This is a genomic window from Blattabacterium sp. (Blaberus giganteus), assembly GCF_000262715.1.
GTDB lineage: Bacteria > Bacteroidota > Bacteroidia > Flavobacteriales > Blattabacteriaceae > Blattabacterium.
The window spans coordinates 167,702-189,673 of sequence record NC_017924.1 but is presented as its reverse complement, the minus strand read 5'-3'; the positions used below and the strand labels follow the sequence as shown (position 1 = coordinate 189,673).

Below are 21,972 nucleotides of genomic sequence, written 5' to 3'. Positions count from 1 at the left end.
TTCATGCCAAGGTCTACAAATGCAGTTTCCTCTAGACGAAGACGTAAGAAAATATTGAAATCCGCTAAAGGATTTTATGGTTCCAGGAGTAAAGTTTATACAGTTGCTAAAAATGCAGTAGAAAAGTCTTTTATTTATGCTTTCTCAGGAAGAAAGAAGAAGAAAAGAAATTTTAGATCTCTTTGGATTCAACGTATCAATGCAGGAGTCCGTCAATATGGAAAATCATATTCTGAATTCATAAATAAGTTATGCAAAAAAAAAATTAAAATCAATAGAAAAATTCTTTCACATATATCGATGAATGATCCTAATGTTTTCAAAAAAATGGTAGATAATGTTTATTCACAATGAATTTTTTTTAACAAATTCATCAATTTTTTTTCTATCATTTTCTTCTTTGTATCAGAAAAATAATCTATGAAAAGTTTTCCTTCAATATGATCATACTCATGCAAAATTATTCTTGCACATATTCCTGTTAAAGTTTTCTTTTGTTTTTTCCAATTTTGATCATAATATTCAATTATAACATCGGATTTTCTTTTTATATATCCCATAATACCAGGAATACTAAGACATCCTTCATTAAATTTATACTCTTTTCCATGAATTTTCAATATTTTAGCATTAATAAAAACTTCCTTATAATTGCTAATATTTTCTCCATTTAAATAAGGAGTTTTGACTATAAAAAGTCGAATATTTTTTCCAATTTGAGGAGCCGCTAATCCTATTCCTTTTACTTTGTGTATAGTTTCAAACATATTTTGAATCAATTGATTAATTTTCTTTCTGTTTTCCCCAGAAGAAAAATCTATATCCAAACATTTTTTTCTCAAAATAGGATTACCATAAAAAATTATAGGTAGCACCATGCCGTATTATTTTATGAATTATTAATTTTTTTTTCTTTTTTTGTAAGATAAGACTGTAAAATTATAGTGGCACTAATTTGATTTAAAATTACTTTTTTTCTTCTTTTTTTTTTTTTCAAACCTAATTTTATCATAGTATCAAAAGCCATTTTAGATGTAAAACGTTCATCTAATCTTTCTATAATGATTTTAGGATATTTCATCTGAAATTTATTTATAAATTTCTGAATCTCTGATTCTATTAAAATTTCTTTTTGATTATTCAATTTTTTTGGTAATCCTACAACTATTTTTTCTATTTTTTCATAAACTAAAAAATATTCTAGAAAATTCATCAAATTTTTAGTAGGAATAGCATTTAATCCAAACGCAAATATTTGTTTTACATCTGTTATAGATAAACCAGTAATAATTTTTCCATAATCTATTCCCAGTATTTTTGCCATTGTAACTTGTTATCTTATTTTATTTTTGTTATTTTTGTTTTGTTTTTGTTTCTTATCTGTCGATCATCTATTTAAATCATCTATATGAAAGTGAATAAACTAAAATTAAAAATAGAAGAAGCTTGGAATCATAAAAGTGTATGGAACACTGATACAAATATAAAAAATATCGTGATTCAAGTTATTGATCATTTAGAAACAGGTTCAATTAGAGTCTCTAATTATTTAAATGGAAAATGGGTCGTCAATGAATGGGTAAAAAGAGCTATTATTATGTATTTTTATGTACAAAAAATGAATACAATAGAACTAGGTCCATTCGAATTTTATGATAAAATTCCTCTCAAGAACAAATTTAAAGAAAAAGGAGTTCGTGTGGTTCCTCATGCTATAGCACGTTATGGTTCGTGTATATCACCTGGAGTAGTTCTTATGCCTTCTTACGTAAATATAGGCGCATATATAGGAGAAAATACCATGATAGACACATGGGCAACAGTGGGAAGTTGCGCTCAAGTTGGAAGTCGTGTTCATGTAAGTGGAGGTGTAGGAATAGGAGGAGTTTTAGAACCTTTGCAAGCTTATCCAGTTATTATTGAAAATGATGTTTTTATTGGATCTAGATGTATTTTAGTGGAAGGCGTTTTGATTAAAGAAGGAGCCGTTTTAGGAGCAAATGTTGTTTTAACAGCCTCTACTAAAATTTTTGATGTAACTAATGAAAAAAAAGCTATTGAAATGAAGGGGGAAATCCCTAAATATTCTGTAGTTATACCCGGATCTTATCCAAAAAAATATCCTTCAGGGATATATCATCTTCCATGCGCTATGATTATAGGAAAAAGGAAAGAAAGTACAGATAAAAAAACTTCTTTAAATGAAGCATTAAGAACTCATAATTTAGTGATTTAAATGTCTTTTTACGTAGAAATAGAAAAAAGTGTAGAAATTTTAAAAAAAGGAAAAAGTTTGTTGTATCCTACAGATACTGTATGGGGATTGGGATGTGATGCATTTAATATACAAGCTATAAAAAAAATATGTAAAATTAAGAATAGAAGTATAGATAAATCTATGATTGTTTTGGTAGAAAACATGGATCGTTTACATCAATTAGTAGGAAAAGTTTCTAATTTCACTAAAAAAATAATTGTTGATAATCTTATCAAAAAAAACAAACCTATTACTATAGTATATGAAAATACTAGAAGAATAGCATCTAATTGTTTTAGACGAGACAATACTTTAGCTGTTCGTTTAACATATGACCCATTTTGTATTTGTTTGATCCGTAATTTGGATCGACCCATTATTTCTACTTCTGCTAATTTTTCAGGATTTGTTTCACCTAAATCTTTTTCAGAAATAAATCCTTGTATTTTAAGTAAAACAGATTATGTTGTCAATTTTCGTAGAGAAGAAAAAGCTCATTATACTGGTTCTTCTATTATAAAAATTGTTTCCAATCATATAAAAATATTACGCATGTAGACTGAGACTGACATGAATTTATCATCTGCTATTCATAGAAAAATATTCCATATTATAAGTGATTCTTCTAAAAGAATAAAACAAAAAAGCTATGTTATAGGAGGTTATGTTAGAGATTTTTTGTTGGGAAAAATGAAATCAAAAGATTTAGATATTTTAACCATAGGAAAAGGAGTAAGATTAGCCAAAGAGGTTTCTAAATATATAATTCCTTATCCTAAAATCAGAATATTTAAACGTTTTGGGACAGCCATGTTGGAATACGATAATCAAAAAATAGAATTTGTGGGATCAAGAAAAGAATCCTATCATTTTTATAGTAGGAAGCCTATTATAGAGTTTGGATCATTGCAAGATGATCAAAATAGAAGAGATTTTACAATTAATGCTTTGGCTATTAGTTTAAACCGTAACAATTATGGAGAACTTATAGATCCATTTGGAGGATTGTCCGATTTAAAAAAAAAAATATTAAGAACTCCATTAGATGCAAATTTAACTTATTCCGATGATCCATTACGAATGATGCGAGCTATAAGATTTGCAACTCAACTTAAGTTTGATATTGAAAAATATTCATTTCAGTCGATTCAAAAAAATAAAAGTAGAATAAATATTGTTTCTACAGAAAGAATTATAGAAGAATTTAACAAAATTCTTCTATCTGAAAAACCTTCTATAGGGTTGTTTTTATTATATAAATCTGGATTGTTATCAATTATATTGCCGGAATTAGTTCTGTTAAAAGGGATAGAAGAAAAAAATGGATATAAACATAAAGATAATTTTTATCATACTTTGCAAGTAGTCGATAATATTAGTAAAGAAAAAAATAATTCTCTTTGGTTAAGATGGGTAGCATTACTTCACGATATAGGAAAGACTTCTACCAAGAAATTTTTTCCGAAAATAGGATGGTCTTTTCATGCTCACGAATTTGTAGGATCTAAAATGGTTACAAACATATTTAAACGATTAAAACTTCCAAAAGGTTATCCTATGAAATATGTAAAAAAAATGATTCAGCATAGTTATAGACCTATTGCATTAATAGGAAATAATACGGGAGATTCTGCTATACGTAGATTATTATTTGATATAGGAAACGATTTAGAAGATTTAATGAAATTATGTATCGCTGATATTACTACTAATAACATAGATAAAAAAAATCAATATAAAAAAAATATTTATCTTATTATGGAAAGAATAAAAAAATTAGAAGAAAGAGATAGAATTCAAAACTGGAAATCACCCATATCAGGAAATGATATAATGAAGGTATTTCATATTGATCCATGTAAGAAAATAGGAATTATAAAAAATTTTGTTAAAGATTCCATTTTAGAAGGAAAAATAGCTAATAATTTTCATTCTGCTTATTTTCTTATGTTAAAAAAAGGAGAAGAATTGGGATTGAAAAAAAAATAAAATATATGTTGTTTTCTAACATTACTAACATTAATGGAACAAATAAAAAAAAAATTGTATTATTGCCTCATAATAATCCGGATGGAGATGCTTTGGGATCTTCTTTAGCTCTTTTATTTTATTTTAGAAAATTAAAACATAATGTGGATTTAATATCTCCAACAGAATATTCTGAATCTTTTCAATGGCTTCCTGGAAGCGAGAATATTCTTGTTTTTTCTGAAAAAACGCAATCTTTAATAAAAAAAAAAATTGTAAACTCCGATTATGTTTTTTTTATAGATTTCAATAATCTATCAAGGATTAATAATCCTTATATAATAGATTTTTTGTTATATTCAAAAGCAAAAAAAATATTGATAGATCATCATCCTTTTCCATTTTTTTTTGATTTTATGTTTTCAGATCCTACAGTGGCAGCTACCAGTATTTTGGTCTTTAGATTTATATCTAATATGAATAATTTAGATAAAATAGACAAAGAAATAGCTACATGTTTGTATGTAGGATTGATGACTGATACAGGGTTTTTTCGTTTTCCTTCTGTCACTTCAGAAACTCATTTTATTGCTGGAAAATTAATAGATAAAGGAATTGATATAAATTTTATTTATGATCATTTACAAGAAAAATACAATGAAAATAGATTAAAATTGTTGTCTAAAGCCTTAAAAAAATTAAAGATCATTAAAAAATATCGTACAGCTTATACAAGCATAAAAGCTTCGGATGTCAATTTTTATTCATATAAGCAAGGAGATACAGAAGGAATTATTACTTATGGATTAAGTATTAAAAATATCGTTTTTTCTGTTTTCTTTTTTGAAGAAAAAGAAAAATATCCCATCAAAATTTCCTTTCGTTCTAAAGGAAATTTTGATGTAAACATGTTTGCTAGAAAGCATTTTGGAGGAGGAGGACATAGTAATGCTGCAGGAGGAATATCAGAAAAAAGTTTATCAGAATCTATAGAATATTTTTTAAACATTATTCCCTATTATTATAAAAATCTTATGTTTTCCATTTGATGTTACATCCATAACTTAATTTTAGTGTTGGATCTACTTTTTTTCCTTTTAAAATGTTTTGTAATACATTTCTCACATCAACCCCTGTTACAGGAATGTCATTTCCAGGTCTAGAATCATCTAATTGCCCATGATAACATAAATTTCCATTTCCGTAAAATATAAAAAATTCAGGAGTACATTTTGCACAATAATATTTAGCAACTTCCTGTGTTTCATCAAAAAAATAAGGAAAAGGATAACCTAATTTATTATATATTTTTTTCATATTTTTAGGAGAATCTTCCGGATATTTTTTCTCGTCATTAGAATTAATCGCTAAAAATGAAATATTTTTTGGCATGAAATCATTAGCTAAACGAATTAATTCTGTATTGATATGTTTAACATATGGACAATGATTACAAATAAACATAATTACAGTTGCTTGATTTGAAAAAAAATCTTTTAAAAATTTCTTCTTTCCTGAAGAAACTTCTAACAATTCAAAATCTTTAATTTGAATTTTAATTTTACTAGAAGAATAAGTTTGTACCATGATCTATAATTTTTTATTATAACAAAAAACAAAAGATTTTTTCTTTTCTTCCTCAGCTAATTCCGCATCTATTAATATTCTTCCACTATGTTCATCTATTAAAAGCTTGTTACGTTGTATGAGTTCAGAATATTTTTGAGGAGTTATTGCTAGATAAGAACCCAATGGAGCTCCTCTTTGAACTGGAGCAACAGCTACTCCATTTTTGACTCCATTTCTGATCCTTTGATAAGTTTTCAGTAAATTATTATCCACTTTTTTAGAAAAAGATAAAGATTGCTCTAGTAAAATTTTTTCTTCTTTATCGTTTTCTGATTGAATATGATTCAATTCTTTTTTTTTGTGAAAAAGGTGTTCCTCTTTATTTTTTAAAATATATTCTTTTTTTTTAAAAATTTCTTCTTTCTTAGAAATTTTAACACTTAACTCATTAATTCTTTTTTTAGCTAATTGTATTTCTAATCTTTGATAATCAATTTCTTTATCTAGAGAATACAATTCTTTATGATTTTTTATATGATCTTTTTGTTTTTCATATTTTTTGATTAAAATATCTGAAGATTTAATATTCTTGTTATGTTTATTTATATTTTCTTTTATAGAAAAAATATATTCATAAATATTTTCTAATTTTTTTTTCATTTGATCTAATTCTTCTTCTAAACTTTTTATTTCCATAGGAATATTACTACGAAACTTTCGTATTTCATCTATACGAGAATCTATTAATTGAAGATGGTATAATACTCTTAATTTATCTACTACAGTGACGGCTTCTTGTATTTTATGGACCATAATTAATAAAAATATTTAACTGGATTAGTATGAATTTCTGATTCATAAACATAAATAGAAGTAAAATTTTTATTTAAAAAAGATTTCAGTAAATTTTTAGTAAATTTTTCAGATTCATAATGTCCGACATCCACTATTAATATTTTTTTTTCATATTTAAAAAAATCATGATATTTTAAATCAGAAGATATAAAAACATCAGCTTCTTCTTTGATTGCACATTCTATTCCAAAACGTCCTGACCCTGTAATCATAGCTACTTTTTTAATTTTTCTTTCTGTAAAATTAGAATGACGAATACAAGGAACATTCATTTTTTTTTTGATAAAAAGAAGAAAATTATATTCATTCATTTTTTCAAAAATATTTCCTACAAAACCTATTCCTATATAAGGATTTATATTTTCAAGATTATAAATTTCGTAAGCTACTTCTTCATAAGGATGATTTTTAAATAGAGCCTTTTTTATTATATTTAATTTATAATCAGGAAATAGTACACTAATGCAGGTTTCTTTTTCCATATGAAAAATTTCTTTTCTTCCAATAAAAGGGTTTGTTTCTTTGTTTCCCATATAACTTCCAAATCCATCAAAATTATAACTACAATGACTGTAATTAGAAATATTTCCAGCTCCTGCTTCAAATAAAGCATTTCTAACTTTATCAGCATAATCTATTGGAACATATGTGATTAATTTTTTTATGGTTTCTTTTTTTGGAAAAAGAACTTTCTCTCTTTTAATTTTTAATAATTTGGATATATAAGATGATGTTCCTTCCCATATGACATCTAAATTTGTGTGAATCACATAAATAGATATATCATTTTTTAATGCTTGAATTATAACTCTTTCTGAAAATGTTTTTCCAGTTATATTCTTAATAGGTTGAAAAATGATAGGATGAAAAGAAATTATCAAATCGCATTTTTTATTGATAGATTCATAAAATACCTCTTCAGTGAGATCTAAAGTTACTAATACATTCTTTACTTTTTTATGAAATGACCCTACTATTAATCCAACGTTATCATAAGAATCTGCATATTCTATAGGAGCAATATTTTCTAATCTATTAGCTATATCCCTAACAAACACTTCCATATCAATCAATAAAAACATACATTTTGACAAATTTATCAAAAAAAATTGATTTTTATATTTTTTATAGTATAATAATAAAAATTAAAAATATATGAACGTAATTCGAAAAAAACCAAAGTGGATAAAAGTAAAATTACCAATAAGTAAAAATTATCATGAATTGCAGAAATTAGTTTCTATGCATAAACTGCATACAATTTGTCAAAGTGGAAATTGTCCCAATATGGGAGAATGTTGGGAAAAAGGAGTAGCTACTTTTATGATATTGGGAAATATTTGTACAAGATCTTGTAGATTTTGTGGAGTAAAAACAGGACGTCCTAATCAAATAGACTGGACAGAACCAGAAAAAGTGGCAAAATCTATAAAAATACTAAAAATAAAACATGCTGTATTGACTTCTGTAAATCGAGATGATTTACATGATATGGGTTCTTCTATATGGATTAAAACCATACAAAAAATACGATATTTTAATCCAAACATTACAATAGAAGCTTTAATTCCAGATTTTAAAGGAGAAAAAAAAATAATAGATAAAATAATTGATGTTCATCCAGAAGTGATTTCTCATAATGTAGAAACGGTTTCTAGATTAACAAAAAAAATTCGTATTCAAGCTAAATATGGTCGTAGTCTCGAAGTATTACAATATATAAAAGAAAAAAATCAAAATATACGTACAAAAACAGGAATCATGTTAGGATTAGGAGAAACAAAAGAAGAAATAATAGAAACAATGAAAGATATCAAAAGTTCTCAAGTAGATATTCTGACAATGGGACAATATTTACAACCTTCCTTAAAACATTACCCTGTTCGTTTTTTTGTTTTTCCAGAGCAATTCGAAGAATTGAAAATAATTGGATTAAAAATGGGATTTAAATATGTAGAAAGTGGACCATTAGTTAGATCTTCTTATCATGCTGAAAAACATGTAAAGTAAATTAAGAACTTTTTTTTTCTATGCCGAATAAATACTTACATTTTTTTTTATTCCACATTTTTTTTTCACATAAAAAATTTTTAATGTAAAATGACACAGATTGATCATTTCCAAGTTTAGAAAATAAAATGAGTTGTTCAATAGAACGGGTCGTTGCTACATATAACAAATTAATGTTATCAAATTTAATATCTGATAGATGATATTCATAAAAATTACGAATATTATTATCATATTTCATATGTTTTAAATAGGTTTCTATTTCTAAATAAATAGTATTTAATCCATTATATAAATGAGGATTGACATCTATCCAGGTTTCTTCTTTATTTTTGGAATAAATATTCCAATCGGTGAAAGGAATGAGTACCACAGGAAATTGCAATCCTTTAGATTTATGAATAGTCATAATACGAATAGCATTGATGTGATCAGAAATCACAATGCTTTCTTTTTCTTTTTTTAATTCCCAATCATCTAAAAAATCTATAATGGAATTTCCTACCCTTTTCATAGATCTATAAACAAAATCTAAAAAAGAATAGATATATGTAGAATTTTGTTTATTCAATAAACCAAAAACTTCAATAACATCTTCTGATATATTGTATATAGATTTATTATATAATTTGTTTAATGTTAATGAATTTTTCAATATAATTTTTTTTAAGAATAAATCTAAAGGTAAAAAAAGTATTTTTATAATGAAATCATGATCATTTATTTTTGTTTGAGTACGAAAAAATCTTTTTTTTAACAGTAAAAAAATTAAAATAACTCTTTTTTGATAACAATGTGGATAAGCAATAATATTCAAAAAATTTATTATGATTTGTATTTCCAAATGATTTTTTATTAATAAAGAAATAGAAGTATTTACATGAATCCCATCTTCTACTAGTTTTTCAGATAAAAAATGACCCTCTTCATTATTTCTGACTAAAATTGCAATATCTGATAATGCATATTTTTGTTTTAATAATTTTTCTATTTTATTTTTTATACTTGAATAAATATGTTCTTTGTAATTTTGATTAAAATAATCATGAATAAAATTGATTTCTACATATCCTCCATATTTCTTTTTATCTATTTTTTGTTTGTAATTTTTATATATATCTTGATAAATAGTAGAATTGAATGTTTTAGATATAGATTGATAAAGTAAATTATTAAATTTTACAATTTCTTCATAACTACGAAAATTTTTTTCTATGGTTTGTATTTGTTTTTTGTAATTTTTTGATTTAAAGTAAATTAATTTTATAAATTGTTTAGCATCACCGCCTCTCCATCTGTATATAGATTGTTTTGGATCTCCTACTATCATAGCAGATCCATTTTCAGATAGAGCATTTTCAATTAACATTCTAATGTTTTGCCATTGTAAAAATGAAATATCTTGAAATTCATCTATGAAATAATGTTTATATTGCATCCCTATTTTTTCATATATTTTTGGATATGTTTCTTGAACAATTCTTTCATAAAGAATTTTATTTAACTCTGTATTTAAAATAATTTTTTTTTCTTTTTTTATATAATGAAACTCTTTTTCAATTTCATGTATTACTGATAGTATGTTTATGTTTTTTAAGAAAAGTTTATCCAAAAGATAATTTGATATATTTTTTTTATATATAGATTTTGTTTTTTTATATAAAAAAAGTATTTTTTCTTTATTTTTTTCTATTAGTATTTTTTGATTTTTATCAGAAAAAAAATTAGAATAAAATATTCCTTTTTGAATATATTTTTCAAGACGTTCATTAAAAGGATTAGAAAATATATTTCCATTTATCAATTTTTGGAAACATCTTGGTAAATCTAAATGAATGAACGAATGTTTTTGAATAGAAATTTTTTCTAAAAGTTGAAAAAAATTTTCTCCTTTTTTTTTACATTTTTTTTCAAAAATTTTAGTTCTTTTGATCAAAATATTTTTTAAACGCATAAAATCTTCTAAAGAATAATTTTTAATTTTTTCTATATAGAAAAAATTATTTTCTTCAACCATTATATGAGCTATTTTTAATAGCTCTTTTTTTAAGTCCCAATTTTTTCCTTTTTTTAATTTTTCTAAAGAAGATTGAATCAAAATATTTGACCATTTTTCAGAATTTTTTAATCTGTATAATATATTTTCTACAATTTTCAATAGAAATCTATCTGTATCCATTTCTAAATTTATTTCTCTTTCTGAAAAAAAAGATCTTATAATATGATAAGTAAATTTATCTATTGTACTTATATTTCTAGAAAAAAAATAGAAATCATGCAATATGGCAAACAATATTTTTTTAGAACGTTGATACAGTTGATCCTTTGTTAAACTTAAGTTTTTTGTAATATAATCAAACAAAAAACGATATTCTTTTTTAACTTTTTTATTTGAAAATTCTTTTATGCACTGTAAAATGCGATTTTTCATTTCTTCGGAAGCTTTTCTAGTAAAAGTTAAAGCCAAAATTCTTTTAAATTCATCAGGATAAGAACTTTTTAATAAAACATAAAGATAATTGATAACTAAAAAAGTAGTTTTTCCAGAACCCGCTGAAGCATTGTATATTTTTAACGTAGATGGTGTAACTAGCATATTAATTAAATTTAATTAATAAAAAATTTTTTCATATATTTTTTTGTATAATATAAAAAATACTTTTTTTTACATTTGTTAATTCTTGTTAAAAAATTTTAAACACATGTCTAAAAAATTTCCTTTTGGGGTCGCTACTGGTAATATTCTTAAAGAAATATTTGAATATGCTAAGGAAAACGTCTTTTCCATACCTGCTGTAAATGTGATTGGATCTAATACAATGAATGCTGTTATGGAGACTGCGGCAGAAGTAAATTCTCCTGTTATTATTCAATTGTCTAATGGTGGCGCTATTTTCAATGCTGGAAAAGGATTAAACAATAAAAAACAAAAAGCAGCAATTCAAGGTGCAATAGCTTGTGCTATGCATGTTCATGAATTGGCCTCATACTATAAAACAACGGTTATTCTTCATACAGATCATTGTTCTAAACCTTTTCTTCCATGGATCGATGGATTAATCGAAGCCAATGAAAAATATTATAAACGTTTTGGAAAAACGTTGTTTAGTTCACATATGTTAGATCTATCTCAAGAATCTTTAAAAGATAATATTAACATTTGTGAGCAATATTTTGATAGAATGAATCAAAGTAAAATGACTATTGAAATAGAACTTGGTGTAACAGGAGGAGAAGAGGATGGAATAGATAATTCCAATATAGAAAACAATAAACTTTATACACAACCAGAAGAGGTTGCTTATGCCTATGAAAAACTCATGAAAATCAGTGATAATTTTATTATAGCAGCTTCTTTTGGAAACGTACATGGAGTTTATAGACCTGGAAATGTTATGCTTCGTCCTGAAATTTTGAAAAACACACAAGAATATATACAAAAAAAATTTCATACTCATAATACTAAACCTGTTTCTTTAGTATTTCATGGAGGATCAGGATCTACAGAAAATGAAATACAAAAAGCTATTAGTTATGGAGTTGTAAAAATGAATATAGACACTGATTTACAATATGCTTTTACTTGTGGTATCCGAGATTACATGAATCAAAATAGGGAATATTTAAAAAAACAAATAGGAAATCCAAAAGGAGAATATATTCCTAATAAAAAATATTATGATCCTAGAGTGTGGCTCAGAGAAGGAGAAAAATCTTTTAAAATTCTTTTAAAAAAATATTTTGAATTCATGAATAATATTAATACTTTATAAAAAATAACCATGTCTTGGTTTTTAAGAAAAAAAAAGAATATATTAACATCTATAGATGAAAGAAAGGATTTACCAAAAGGTATTTGGTACAGAACTCCTAGCGGAAAAATTATAGATACGGAAGAATTAAAAAAAAACGCTTATGTTAGTCCAGAAGATGGATATCATGTAAGAATTCATAGTCAAGAATATTTTGAAATTCTTTTTGATCATGGTGAATTTATAGAAATGAATATAAAAATGATGAGCAAAGATCCTATGAAATGGGAAGATTATAAAAAGTACACAGATAGAATTCAAGAAGCACAAAAAAAAACAAATTTATATGATGCAATTAGAACAGGAGTTGGAAAAATTAAAACTATAAATGTAGTGATATCTTGTATGGATTTCTCATTTATAGGAGGATCCATGGGATCCGTTGTTGGAGAAAAGATATCTAGAGCTATAAAACATTGTATAGATAAAAAATATCCATATATATTAATTTCTAAATCTGGAGGAGCAAGAATAATGGAATCCTCTTTTTCATTAATGCAAATGGCTAAAACTGTGGCTAGATTAACCCAATTACGTGATGCTAGAATCCCTTATATTTCTGTTTTAACGGATCCAACTACAGGAGGTGTTACAGCTTCTTATTCTTTACTTGGAGATATAAATATAGCTGAACCAGGAGCTCTTATTGGATTTGCTGGCCCTAGAGTGATTAGAGAAATAATAGGAAAAGATATTCCAAAAGGATTTCAAACAGCAGAGTTTTTAATGGATCATGGATTTATAGATTTAATTTCACCTAGAACCGAATTAAAAAAAAATATATATAATTTAATTTCTATGATGATATAAAAAAATTATTCCCATTCAATAGTAGATGGAGGTTTAGAGGTTATATCATATGCTATTCTATTAATTCCATCAACTTCATTAGTAATTCTACTTGAAACTTTTTCTAAAAAATCGTAAGGCAAATGTGAGAAAGTCGCAGTCATGAAATCTTCAGTATTTATTACACGTAATATAGCTGCATACTCATATGTTCGTTTATCTCCTTTAACTCCTACAGATTTTACGGGAAGCAAAAGAATAAAAGCTTGATTTACAGAATCATAAATATTATAATTTTTCAATTCCTGCAAAAGAATATTTTCTGCTTCTTTTAAAATAGAAATTTTTTTTTCATTTATTTCTCCAATAATACGAATCCCTAAACCGGGACCAGGAAATGGATGACTATATAAAATTTCTTTTGGAAGTCCTAATTTTTCTCCTATTTTCCTGACTTCATCTTTAAATAATTCTTTTAATGGTTCAATGAGTTTTAATTTCATTAATGTTTTCGGAATTCCTCCTACGTTATGATGAGATTTTATGGAATCACTTATTGAAGTTCTTGAAAAAACAGAAGATTCAATAATATCTGAATAAATAGTTCCTTGTGCTAAAAATTCAACATTTTTAATTTTTTCTGATTCCTTTTGAAAAATATAGATAAATTCTTCCCCTATAATTTTTCTTTTTTTTTCAGGATCTGTAATGCCAATTAACTTAGATAAAAAATGATTTTTAGCATTTATTATTTTTATAGGAAAATGCATTTTTTTACATAAAAAAGATATTTTTTCTTTTTCGGTTTTTAGCAGCAATCCTGTATCTACGAAAATACAATTTAAAGAATTTCCAATAGCTTTATGAATAATGTAAGCTGTAACAAAAGAATCAACTCCTCCGGAAAAACCTAGCACCACTTTTTTTTGATTTACACGTTTTTTAATATTATCTATCGTTTTTTGTACAAAATTATTTAGTTTCCAATTTGAGTTACATTTGCAAATATGAAAAACAAAATTTTTCAGCATAGATTTTCCATATTCTGTATTTTTGACTTCTGGATGAAATTGAACTGCATAAATGTCTTTATTGATATGACTAAAAGCGGCAATATCACAATATGATGTATGTCCGATCACTTTAAATTCTCTAGGAATATTTTTTACTTCATCAAAATGACTCATCCAAACAACAGACTTATTGGGGATACCATGAAATAAATTGTTATTAGAATGATCAATGATCAAATAAGATTTTCCATATTCTTTGAACTTCGATTTTTGTATATTTCCTCCAAAAAGAAAAGAAATAAGTTGCATTCCATAACAAATCCCGAATATAGGAATATTTAGTTGAAAAATTTTTTTTGAGATTAATGGAGAATTTTTTTCATAAACAGAAAAAGGGCCTCCTGATAGAATCACTCCTTTAGGTTTTTTTGAAATTATATGAGATATAGAAATTTCATTATAATGATATAATAAAGTATATACTCCTATGTCTCGAATTCTTCTAGCAATCATATGACTATATTGAGATCCAAAATCTAATATGAGTATAAAATCTTTTTTCATTTATTTTATAAACCAATATCTTTTCTAAAATACAAATTATCAAATTGAATTTTTTGAACCTGATCATAAGCTTTTTTTCTGGCTTCTTGAATAGAATTTCCTATTCCGACTACATTCATAACTCGTCCACTTGATGTTATCCATTTTTCTTGTTCTATTTTTGCTCCAGCAATATAAAAAGGTTCTTTTAAAGAATTTAATCCTGATATAATTTTTCCACTTTCATATTTTTCAGGATATCCTATAGATGATAAAACGACACAACAAGAACATAATTTTTTCCAATCAATAAATATTTTTTTATGTTGAAAAGTAGATTGAATGATATTTAAAAAGTTACTTTTCATTAATGGAAATAATGTTTGAGCTTCAGGATCTCCGATGCGAGTGTTATATTCTAATAAGTAAACTTTGTTATAAGTTATCATTAATCCAAAATATAGGAATCCAAAAAAAGTTAATTTCTCTATAATTAATCCTTCTAAAGTAGGTTCTAAAATATTTTTTTTAAAATCTATCCAAATAGAATTTGTCCAATATGGATTAGGAACAATTGCGCCCATTCCTCCTGTATTCAATCCTTTTTCATTTTCTCCAATTTTTTTATAATCTTTAGCCGATAAAAAAGGGATAATCTCTTTTCCATTAAAAATAGATATAATGGAAGCTTCTTTTCCTTGTAAAAATTCTTCTATAATAATCTGATTTCCAGATTTTCCAAATTTTTTTTTTATCATAATATTTTTTAAAGCTTTTATAGCGTCATTTTGATTATGGGCTAAAAAAACTCCTTTTCCTGCAGCAATTCCATTAGTTTTGATAGCAACAGAATTTTCATTTTTCTTTAAGAAATTCATAGCTTTTTCATAGCAAAAAAAAATATTATATTTAGGAGTACGAATTCCATATTTTTTCATAAAAGATTTAGCAAAAATGCGATTTCCTTCAAGTTTAGCCGCTAAGTAATGTGGACCAACTATTTTTAATCCAAAATATTTAAAAATGTCTACAACTCCTTCTAACAAAAAAGTTTCGGATCCTACAATAGTTATATCTATTGCATTTTTTTTAGCGAAAAAACATAAATCTAATGTTGTATGATGATTTTCAATATTTTTTCCTATTAAACTTGTACCTCCATTTCCAGGATAAAAATAAAGATGAATTGAATGATCATCCTCCAATAATTTTTTACCTATAGCATGTTCACGTCCTCCACTTCCAAGAACTAAAATTTTCATGATTTTAATGTTTAAAATGTCTTTTTCCAGTAAAAGCCATAGCAATTCCATGATCATCACAAGCTTTAACAGACTCTTCATCACGTATAGATCCTCCTGGTTGAAGAATAGCACGTATTTTACCAGAACGAGCAGCTTCATCTACAACATCTCTGAAAGGGAAAAAAGCATCAGATACAAGGACTAATTCCTCTTTACTTTTTTCTAAAGCCCTTTCTATAGCTTGACGAGCTGCCCAAATTCTGTTAGTCTGACCTCCAGAAATACCTAAGGTTTGCGTTCCTTTTGACACTACAATAGCATTAGATTTCACATATTTTACTACTTTTTGAGCGAAAAATAAAGATTTTAATTCTTGATCGCTAAATTTTTTTTTAGTAACTATTTTGTAATTTTTATCATAAGGAAAAAAATAATCTGATTCTTGCACTAAAATCCCTCCGTCTATTTTCACATATTCTAGCTTATCTGAAATAGGTTCATTAATGCTAATAATTCTAAGATTTTTTTTGATTTTTAAAATATTTAAAACATCTGTTTCGTAATTCGGAGAAAGAACTACTTCTAAAAAAATGTGATTAATTTCTTTTGCTAATTCTTTTGTAATTGGTACATTGACAGCCATTATTCCTCCAAAAGACGAAATTGGATCAGCGTAATAAGTTTTTTGAAATGCTTCAATAATGTTTTTTCCTAATGCCACTCCACAAGGAGTGGAATGTTTCACTGTACAACAAGCAGGTTCAGAAAATTGAGAAACAACTTTCCACGCTATATCCATATCTCTTAAGTTATTGAACGATAATTTTTTTCCATTTAATTGATGAAAATTTCGCATCGATCCTTCATGAATTGTATTAACATAATAAGCGGCTTTTTGATGAGGATTTTCTCCATAAATAAGATTCATTTTTTTTTCATAAGAAGAGTGTAAATAAATAGGAAATTTATCCTCTAAAAAACATTGAGAAATAGCAGAATCGTAAGAAGAAGTAAAATTAAACGCTTTTCCTGCTAATTTTTTTCTCAATTTTAATGAAGTAAATCCATAATGTTCAATTTCATATTGAACTAGTTCATAATCATTATTATCTGTAATAGCAGTTACATGTAAAAAATTTTTAGCTGCGGCTCTCAGCATGGATGGACCTCCAACATCAATAAATTCTATTAAGGAATTAATATTGATAGTAGGTTTATGATGTATTTTTTTAAAAAATGGATAAAAATTTACCAATACAATATCAATAAGATGAATATTGTGATAATGAATAGATTTCATATGTTTTTCAACAGAACGATCCGCTAAAATCCCTATATATATATTAGGATGAATTGTTTTAACTCTTCCATCTAAAATTTCAGGGAAAGAAGTATAATCAGATACCTCTATGATATTTGATAATCCTTTATTAATAAAATATTGGTAGGTACCTCCAGTAGAAATAATTTGATATCCTTTTTTATCTAAAAAACTGACAAAATTGAACAATTTTTCATTTTTTTCATAAACACTGATCAAAGCTCTTTTCATACTACTAATTTAATTCATTGTTACTTTTTGATTTTTTATTATTCAGAATAATTATTAACTCAATTATTAACTATTTAATTAATATTAAATAAAAGGTTATTAATAGATTGAATTAATATTTCTTTTTCTATCATAGAAATTTTTTCTGATAAAGATGTTGGAGTCTCCTCTAAATCAATTTTACATGTTTTTTTCAAAATTATATCTCCTAAATCCACGTTTTCTGTTACATAGTGAACTGTAGCTCCTGATATTTTTTCCTTATTTTTAATGACTTCTTGATGTACTTTCATTCCATACATTCCTTTTCCCCCATATTTAGGCAATAAAGAAGGATGAATATTTATAACTTTACTAAACCATTTTTTACAAAATTCTGTATCAAGTATAGAAAGAAATCCTGAAAGAACTATAATATTCGGAATATATCTTATAAGTATATTATCTATTTCTTTAGAAAGAAATTTTTTATTAGTTTTTATTAAAGAAAATACTGGTATGTTTTTTTTCAGTGCATATTGAATTCCCATACACCATCTATCAGAAATCACTAAATTTATCATAGAATTATAAAGCTTCCCGTTTTTAATTTCTTGTAAAATATGTTTCATATTAGTTCCATTTCCAGAAACTAAAATAGCTATTTTTTTCATGAAAATATTTTTTATTTCAAAAATACTTTTTTATTTCCTTTCACAATATTTCCCAAAATGAAAGGTTTTTCTCCTAAAATATGTAGTTTATTCAAAATATGATATTTTTCTTTAAAAGAAACTACTATAATCATCCCTACTCCCATATTAAAAGTATTCCACATTTCATGTTCTGATAGATTTCCTTTTTTTTGAATATAATTGAAAACAGGTTGAATAGGAATTTTTTCTTTTTTTACTACAGCTGATAAATTTTCTGGAAGAATTCGATATAAATTATCTGATATTCCTCCTCCAGTAATATGAGCTAATCCGTGAATTAGAAATTTTTTTAATAAAGTATGAATAGGAAAATGATAAATTTTAGTTGGAATTAAAAGCGTTTCATAAAACGGTTTTTCTTGAAAAGATTTCATGAAATCTTCTGTAGAAAAGATATTTCTAATTACAGAAAAACCATTACTATGTACTCCTGACGAAGGAAGACCTATTAAAATATCTTCTTCTTGAATTAATTTTCTTCCATCTATAATATGATTTTTCTCTACAATGCCTACACAAAATCCCGCTATATCATAATCATTTTTTTTATAAATTTCAGGCATTTCCGCTGTTTCCCCTCCAATAAGACAAGTGTTATTCTTTTTGCAAGAAATTGCTATTCCTTGTATAATTTTTTTTACAATAGTATAATCTAGTTTTCCACAAGCTAAATAATCTAAAAAAAATAAAGGAAGAGCTCCATGACATAAAACGTCATTTGCACACATTGCAAAACAATCTTCTCCAATAACATCATATTTTTTGTAATCTATAGCTAAACGTAATTTGGTTCCAACACCATCAACTCCAGATACTAAAACAGGTTCCTTATATCCAGATTCATATATTTTATAAAAACCAGAAAAATGATCTAATACGCTCATAACCTTATCATTATAAGTACTTTCTAAGATATTACTAATCTTGTATATGGTCATGTTTTTTTTTTTTTTTACTTTCATATTATATTTTTTTTAACTGGATAATTTCCGGTAAAACAACCAAAACAATAATGAGTGCTTCCAAGAATATCTATAAAGTTATCCATGCTTAAAAATTCTAAACTATCTACATTTAGGATTTTTGCTATACTTTTTTTATCAATATGATTATATGATATAAGATCTTTTTTACTTGGAGTATCTACTCCCAAATAACATGGACCTATAATAGGAGGAGAAGCACTTCTAAAATGAATTTCTTTAGCTCCTGCTTTTCTTAATATGTGAACTAATCTACGACTAGTAGTTCCACGAACTATAGAATCATCAATAATAACAATTCGTTTCCCTTTTATTTCATATAATATAGGATTTAATTTCAAATTAACCATTTTTTCACGCATTTCCTGTTGAGGGATAATAAAAGATCTTCCAATATATTTATTTTTTACTAAAATTGGTTTAAAAGGAATTCCAGAAGCTTTAGAATAACCAATAGAAGCTGGAACTCCAGAATCTGGAACTCCAATAACTACATCAGCTTCCACCGGATGTTGTTCATAAAGTTTCTCTCCGCTTTTTTCACGAATTTCATAAACATTTATATTTTCAATTAAGGAATCAGGACGAGAAAAATAAACATATTCAAAAGAACAAATTCTTTTTCTTGTATTTTTTTTTTCTGTAAGTGTAGAAAATTGAATTGATTTTTTATCCACAATTATAATTTCTCCTGGGAATAGATCTCTAACATAAAATCCTCCAACAGAATCAATTCCACAAGTTTCAGAACTAAATATGTAAGTCTTTTCATTCAACATACCATAACATAAAGGACGGATTCCGTTTGGATCTCTAAATGCAGCCATTTTATTATCCATTAGGACAATCACAGAATAAGCTCCTTTAATATCGATAGTTGTTTTTTGAATTGCTTTCTCTAAACTATTATCAGATTCTAGTAAATATTTTTGTATTAAACGTAAAATAACTTCGGAATCTGAATATTCGGATATAAAATTTACACCTATCGATTCCAATTTTTTACGAAGATATTGAGCATTGACCAAATTTCCATTATGTACTATAGATATAGTACTTCTTCCATAGGAATCTTCTCCAAAAAAAGGTTGAATATTTTTTTTACTTTGTCCTCCTTCTGTAGAATAACGAGTATGTCCAATTACAGCATTTCCATGATAACATTCAGAATTAGAAATTTTTCTAAAAAAATCCAAAACAAGTCCTTCGTTTTTATGTGATATAATAAAACCATCTCTTAAAACAGAAAAACCACAAGCTTCTTGTCCTCTATGTTGCAATGCAAATAAACCAAATTGAACTAAAGAAAAGGTATCTACTTTGTCAGGAGAATAAATCCCAAAAACACCACATTCATCGTGAAACTTATCAAAATAATTATTTTCCAGAATAGAAGGGAATAATTGAGATATCATCTTTTTGGAAAAAAAATATCTTTCTTCCATTATAAATGGTTAACTTACATTTAACCTTTTTAATATATCCATATAAATATCAAAGACTTTTTCTTTTGATCCCATTCTAAATGAATCTTTGTCCAATTTTTTCATTGTTTCTTTATCCCAAAAACGACAAGTATCTGGACTGATTTCATCAGACAGTAAAATCTCGTTTTTATAATTTTTACCGAATTCTATTTTAAAATCTACCAATATAATATTTTTATCTAAAAAATATTTTTTTATAAAATGGTTTATTTTAGACGTCATACTATAAATGATTCTTAATTCTTCATAAGAAAGAATTTCTAGAAACACTGCATGATGATCATTAATCAAAGGATCTTTTAATTTATCATTTTTATAAAATATTTCAAAAATAGGATTATACAAATGAACTCCTTCTTTTACTCCCAAACGTTTAGACATACTTCCCGCAACAATATTGCGAACAACAAATTCTAAAGCAATCATATCTACTTTATGACATAATTGTTCTCTATTATTTATTTTTTGTATAAAATGAGTTTTAATTCCACAAGAATTTAAAAATTGAAAAATCAATGCCGTTATTTCATTATTTAAAACTCCTTTATTTTGTAAAATATTTTTTTTTAATCCATTTAAAGCCGTTATATTATCTGTATGATGAATGAGTACTTCAAATGGATTATTGGTCGTATATATTTTTTTTGTTTTTCCTTCTGATAAAAGATTTTTTTTAATTGTGCAGTTCATGGTAATAAATGTTGCTTGATTTCAGTTATCAGTTTTTCTTTTTTTTTTGTTCTAAATTTGAGCAATAATTTTCTTATATTTTGATATTTTATAGCTAAAATATGAACAGCAAATAAAGCTGCATTATATGAATTATTAATTCCTACTGTAGCAACGGGAACATCCTTTGGCATTTGTACCATAGAAAAAAGAGCATCTATACCTCCTAAGGAACCATAGTTATTATGGCAATGAATTGGTACTCCTATGACAGGTAAAATTGTTTTAGAAGAAATTATTCCAGGTAAATGAGCAGATAATCCAGCTCCTGCAATAATTACATCTGTTCCTTCTGATTCTATTTCTTTAATAGTACTAGATAAAATATCTGGTAATCTATGAGCGGAAATCACATAAGATTTATAATTTATGCTAAATTTTTTTAGCACTTCCGCTGTTATTTTCATAATTGATTTATCAGAAATACTCCCAAAAAATATAGCCACTTTCATAATTTATTTTAATT

General features: G+C 25.6%; 22 protein-coding genes. 8 read left to right on the top strand and 14 right to left on the bottom strand.

The genetic code is table 11. The features are described 5' to 3' along the window. Nucleotides 1-3: 3 nt before the first annotated feature. Complete coding sequence (rplT, locus tag BGIGA_RS00860) at nucleotides 4-354, top strand: 50S ribosomal protein L20 (RefSeq protein ID WP_014726494.1); 351 nt, start codon at nucleotides 4-6, stop codon at nucleotides 352-354. On the opposite strand, the gene def is transcribed toward rplT, so the two are convergent. Together def and ruvX are read right to left on the bottom strand one after the other, a co-directional pair. Next, nucleotides 342-878 carry a peptide deformylase gene (gene def, locus BGIGA_RS00855; RefSeq protein ID WP_014726493.1) on the bottom strand — a complete coding sequence of 179 codons (537 nt, stop codon included), beginning with the start codon at nucleotides 876-878 and terminating at the stop codon, nucleotides 342-344. The genes rplT and def overlap by 13 nt on opposite strands. An 11-nt stretch (nucleotides 879-889) precedes the next feature. Continuing rightward, nucleotides 890-1,324: a Holliday junction resolvase RuvX gene (gene ruvX / locus BGIGA_RS00850; protein ID WP_014726492.1), complete on the bottom strand. Its 435-nt coding sequence runs from the start codon at nucleotides 1,322-1,324 to the stop codon at nucleotides 890-892. Between the two features lie 84 nt (nucleotides 1,325-1,408). Between ruvX and BGIGA_RS00845 the strand changes: the two genes are divergently transcribed. The 4 genes from BGIGA_RS00845 to BGIGA_RS00830 are packed head-to-tail and all read left to right on the top strand — an operon-like array spanning nucleotide 1,409 to nucleotide 5,274. Beyond that, nucleotides 1,409-2,236, top strand: coding sequence for a 2,3,4,5-tetrahydropyridine-2,6-dicarboxylate N-succinyltransferase (locus tag BGIGA_RS00845; RefSeq protein ID WP_014726491.1), 828 nt, complete (start codon nucleotides 1,409-1,411; stop codon nucleotides 2,234-2,236). Beyond that, the gene (locus BGIGA_RS00840) at nucleotides 2,237-2,815 is read left to right on the top strand and encodes an L-threonylcarbamoyladenylate synthase (RefSeq protein WP_014726490.1); all 579 of its coding nucleotides are present in this window, start codon (nucleotides 2,237-2,239) and stop codon (nucleotides 2,813-2,815) included. It begins immediately after the preceding gene. A 12-nt stretch (nucleotides 2,816-2,827) separates the two neighbouring features. After that, nucleotides 2,828-4,246, top strand: a complete 1,419-nt coding sequence (locus BGIGA_RS00835) for a CCA tRNA nucleotidyltransferase (RefSeq protein ID WP_014726489.1) — start codon at nucleotides 2,828-2,830, stop codon at nucleotides 4,244-4,246. A gap of 5 nt (nucleotides 4,247-4,251) precedes the next feature. Further along, nucleotides 4,252-5,274, top strand: a complete 1,023-nt coding sequence (locus BGIGA_RS00830) for a bifunctional oligoribonuclease/PAP phosphatase NrnA (protein WP_014726488.1) — start codon at nucleotides 4,252-4,254, stop codon at nucleotides 5,272-5,274. Here the strand turns inward: BGIGA_RS00830 and BGIGA_RS00825 are convergent. Genes BGIGA_RS00825 through BGIGA_RS00815 form a run of 3 tightly spaced genes read right to left on the bottom strand, consistent with a single transcriptional unit; the run spans nucleotide 5,258 to nucleotide 7,713 of the window. After that, nucleotides 5,258-5,812, bottom strand: a complete 555-nt coding sequence (locus BGIGA_RS00825; RefSeq protein WP_014726487.1) for a thioredoxin family protein — start codon at nucleotides 5,810-5,812, stop codon at nucleotides 5,258-5,260. The genes BGIGA_RS00830 and BGIGA_RS00825 overlap by 17 nt on opposite strands. Nucleotides 5,813-5,815: 3 nt before the next feature. Next, nucleotides 5,816-6,607 (bottom strand): zinc ribbon domain-containing protein, encoded by a 792-nt coding sequence (locus BGIGA_RS00820; protein ID WP_014726486.1) that lies wholly within the window; start codon nucleotides 6,605-6,607, stop codon nucleotides 5,816-5,818. Between the two features lie 2 nt (nucleotides 6,608-6,609). After that, complete coding sequence (locus BGIGA_RS00815; protein ID WP_041178369.1) at nucleotides 6,610-7,713, bottom strand: Nif3-like dinuclear metal center hexameric protein; 1,104 nt, start codon at nucleotides 7,711-7,713, stop codon at nucleotides 6,610-6,612. A 91-nt stretch (nucleotides 7,714-7,804) separates the two neighbouring features. Between BGIGA_RS00815 and lipA the strand changes: the two genes are divergently transcribed. Continuing rightward, the gene (gene lipA / locus BGIGA_RS00810; RefSeq protein ID WP_014726484.1) at nucleotides 7,805-8,659 is read left to right on the top strand and encodes a lipoyl synthase; all 855 of its coding nucleotides are present in this window, start codon (nucleotides 7,805-7,807) and stop codon (nucleotides 8,657-8,659) included. 1 nt (nucleotide 8,660) lies between these two features. Here lipA and BGIGA_RS00805 read toward each other — a convergent pair whose 3' ends face one another. Next, nucleotides 8,661-11,255, bottom strand: a complete 2,595-nt coding sequence (locus BGIGA_RS00805) for an exodeoxyribonuclease V subunit beta (RefSeq protein WP_014726483.1) — start codon at nucleotides 11,253-11,255, stop codon at nucleotides 8,661-8,663. Between the two features lie 106 nt (nucleotides 11,256-11,361). Between BGIGA_RS00805 and fbaA the strand changes: the two genes are divergently transcribed. Both fbaA and accD read left to right on the top strand, forming a co-directional pair. Next, nucleotides 11,362-12,432 carry a class II fructose-bisphosphate aldolase gene (gene fbaA, locus BGIGA_RS00800; protein ID WP_014726482.1) on the top strand — a complete coding sequence of 357 codons (1,071 nt, stop codon included), beginning with the start codon at nucleotides 11,362-11,364 and terminating at the stop codon, nucleotides 12,430-12,432. Nucleotides 12,433-12,441: 9 nt separating this feature from the next. Beyond that, nucleotides 12,442-13,281 (top strand): acetyl-CoA carboxylase, carboxyltransferase subunit beta, encoded by an 840-nt coding sequence (gene accD, locus BGIGA_RS00795; protein WP_014726481.1) that lies wholly within the window; start codon nucleotides 12,442-12,444, stop codon nucleotides 13,279-13,281. Nucleotides 13,282-13,286: 5 nt separating this feature from the next. Here the strand turns inward: accD and guaA are convergent, their stop codons facing one another. From guaA to purE, 8 genes are all read right to left on the bottom strand, one after another. Beyond that, nucleotides 13,287-14,837 carry a glutamine-hydrolyzing GMP synthase gene (gene guaA / locus BGIGA_RS00790; protein ID WP_014726480.1) on the bottom strand — a complete coding sequence of 517 codons (1,551 nt, stop codon included), beginning with the start codon at nucleotides 14,835-14,837 and terminating at the stop codon, nucleotides 13,287-13,289. Between the two features lie 5 nt (nucleotides 14,838-14,842). After that, complete coding sequence (gene purD / locus BGIGA_RS00785; protein WP_041178368.1) at nucleotides 14,843-16,078, bottom strand: phosphoribosylamine--glycine ligase; 1,236 nt, start codon at nucleotides 16,076-16,078, stop codon at nucleotides 14,843-14,845. Between the two features lie 4 nt (nucleotides 16,079-16,082). Next, nucleotides 16,083-17,612, bottom strand: a complete 1,530-nt coding sequence (purH, locus tag BGIGA_RS00780; protein WP_014726478.1) for a bifunctional phosphoribosylaminoimidazolecarboxamide formyltransferase/IMP cyclohydrolase — start codon at nucleotides 17,610-17,612, stop codon at nucleotides 16,083-16,085. Nucleotides 17,613-17,686: 74 nt separating this feature from the next. Beyond that, nucleotides 17,687-18,265: a formyltransferase family protein gene (locus tag BGIGA_RS00775; protein ID WP_014726477.1), complete on the bottom strand. Its 579-nt coding sequence runs from the start codon at nucleotides 18,263-18,265 to the stop codon at nucleotides 17,687-17,689. 11 nt (nucleotides 18,266-18,276) lie between these two features. Then, a complete protein-coding gene (gene purM / locus BGIGA_RS00770; protein WP_014726476.1) occupies nucleotides 18,277-19,269 on the bottom strand; it encodes a phosphoribosylformylglycinamidine cyclo-ligase in 993 nt (330 codons plus the stop codon). Continuing rightward, on the bottom strand, nucleotides 19,266-20,705 hold the full coding sequence (gene purF, locus BGIGA_RS00765; RefSeq protein ID WP_041178367.1) for an amidophosphoribosyltransferase: 1,440 nt from the start codon (nucleotides 20,703-20,705) through the stop codon (nucleotides 19,266-19,268). Before purF ends, purM begins: the two co-directional genes overlap by 4 nt. 39 nt (nucleotides 20,706-20,744) lie before the next feature. Then, nucleotides 20,745-21,467, bottom strand: a complete 723-nt coding sequence (gene purC, locus BGIGA_RS00760; RefSeq protein WP_014726474.1) for a phosphoribosylaminoimidazolesuccinocarboxamide synthase — start codon at nucleotides 21,465-21,467, stop codon at nucleotides 20,745-20,747. Next, the gene (purE, locus tag BGIGA_RS00755) at nucleotides 21,464-21,958 is read right to left on the bottom strand and encodes a 5-(carboxyamino)imidazole ribonucleotide mutase (RefSeq protein ID WP_014726473.1); all 495 of its coding nucleotides are present in this window, start codon (nucleotides 21,956-21,958) and stop codon (nucleotides 21,464-21,466) included. Before purE ends, purC begins: the two co-directional genes overlap by 4 nt. Nucleotides 21,959-21,972: the final 14 nt, after the last annotated feature.

Excerpts from the sequence above, each read along its gene's own strand:
- rplT (WP_014726494.1), top strand. The coding sequence starts at position 4 with ATGCCAAGGTCTACAAATGCAGTTTCCTCTAGACGAAGACGTAAGAAA.
- def (WP_014726493.1), bottom strand. The coding sequence starts at position 878 with ATGGTGCTACCTATAATTTTTTATGGTAATCCTATTTTGAGAAAAAAA.
- ruvX (WP_014726492.1), bottom strand. The coding sequence starts at position 1,324 with ATGGCAAAAATACTGGGAATAGATTATGGAAAAATTATTACTGGTTTA.
- BGIGA_RS00845 (WP_014726491.1), top strand. The coding sequence starts at position 1,409 with ATGAAAGTGAATAAACTAAAATTAAAAATAGAAGAAGCTTGGAATCAT.
- BGIGA_RS00840 (WP_014726490.1), top strand. The coding sequence starts at position 2,237 with ATGTCTTTTTACGTAGAAATAGAAAAAAGTGTAGAAATTTTAAAAAAA.
- BGIGA_RS00835 (WP_014726489.1), top strand. The coding sequence starts at position 2,828 with ATGAATTTATCATCTGCTATTCATAGAAAAATATTCCATATTATAAGT.
- BGIGA_RS00830 (WP_014726488.1), top strand. The coding sequence starts at position 4,252 with ATGTTGTTTTCTAACATTACTAACATTAATGGAACAAATAAAAAAAAA.
- BGIGA_RS00825 (WP_014726487.1), bottom strand. The coding sequence starts at position 5,812 with ATGGTACAAACTTATTCTTCTAGTAAAATTAAAATTCAAATTAAAGAT.
- BGIGA_RS00820 (WP_014726486.1), bottom strand. The coding sequence starts at position 6,607 with ATGGTCCATAAAATACAAGAAGCCGTCACTGTAGTAGATAAATTAAGA.
- BGIGA_RS00815 (WP_041178369.1), bottom strand. The coding sequence starts at position 7,713 with ATGGAAGTGTTTGTTAGGGATATAGCTAATAGATTAGAAAATATTGCT.
- lipA (WP_014726484.1), top strand. The coding sequence starts at position 7,805 with ATGAACGTAATTCGAAAAAAACCAAAGTGGATAAAAGTAAAATTACCA.
- BGIGA_RS00805 (WP_014726483.1), bottom strand. The coding sequence starts at position 11,255 with ATGCTAGTTACACCATCTACGTTAAAAATATACAATGCTTCAGCGGGT.
- fbaA (WP_014726482.1), top strand. The coding sequence starts at position 11,362 with ATGTCTAAAAAATTTCCTTTTGGGGTCGCTACTGGTAATATTCTTAAA.
- accD (WP_014726481.1), top strand. The coding sequence starts at position 12,442 with ATGTCTTGGTTTTTAAGAAAAAAAAAGAATATATTAACATCTATAGAT.
- guaA (WP_014726480.1), bottom strand. The coding sequence starts at position 14,837 with ATGAAAAAAGATTTTATACTCATATTAGATTTTGGATCTCAATATAGT.
- purD (WP_041178368.1), bottom strand. The coding sequence starts at position 16,078 with ATGAAAATTTTAGTTCTTGGAAGTGGAGGACGTGAACATGCTATAGGT.
- purH (WP_014726478.1), bottom strand. The coding sequence starts at position 17,612 with ATGAAAAGAGCTTTGATCAGTGTTTATGAAAAAAATGAAAAATTGTTC.
- BGIGA_RS00775 (WP_014726477.1), bottom strand. The coding sequence starts at position 18,265 with ATGAAAAAAATAGCTATTTTAGTTTCTGGAAATGGAACTAATATGAAA.
- purM (WP_014726476.1), bottom strand. The coding sequence starts at position 19,269 with ATGAAAGTAAAAAAAAAAAAAAACATGACCATATACAAGATTAGTAAT.
- purF (WP_041178367.1), bottom strand. The coding sequence starts at position 20,705 with ATGATATCTCAATTATTCCCTTCTATTCTGGAAAATAATTATTTTGAT.
- purC (WP_014726474.1), bottom strand. The coding sequence starts at position 21,467 with ATGAACTGCACAATTAAAAAAAATCTTTTATCAGAAGGAAAAACAAAA.
- purE (WP_014726473.1), bottom strand. The coding sequence starts at position 21,958 with ATGAAAGTGGCTATATTTTTTGGGAGTATTTCTGATAAATCAATTATG.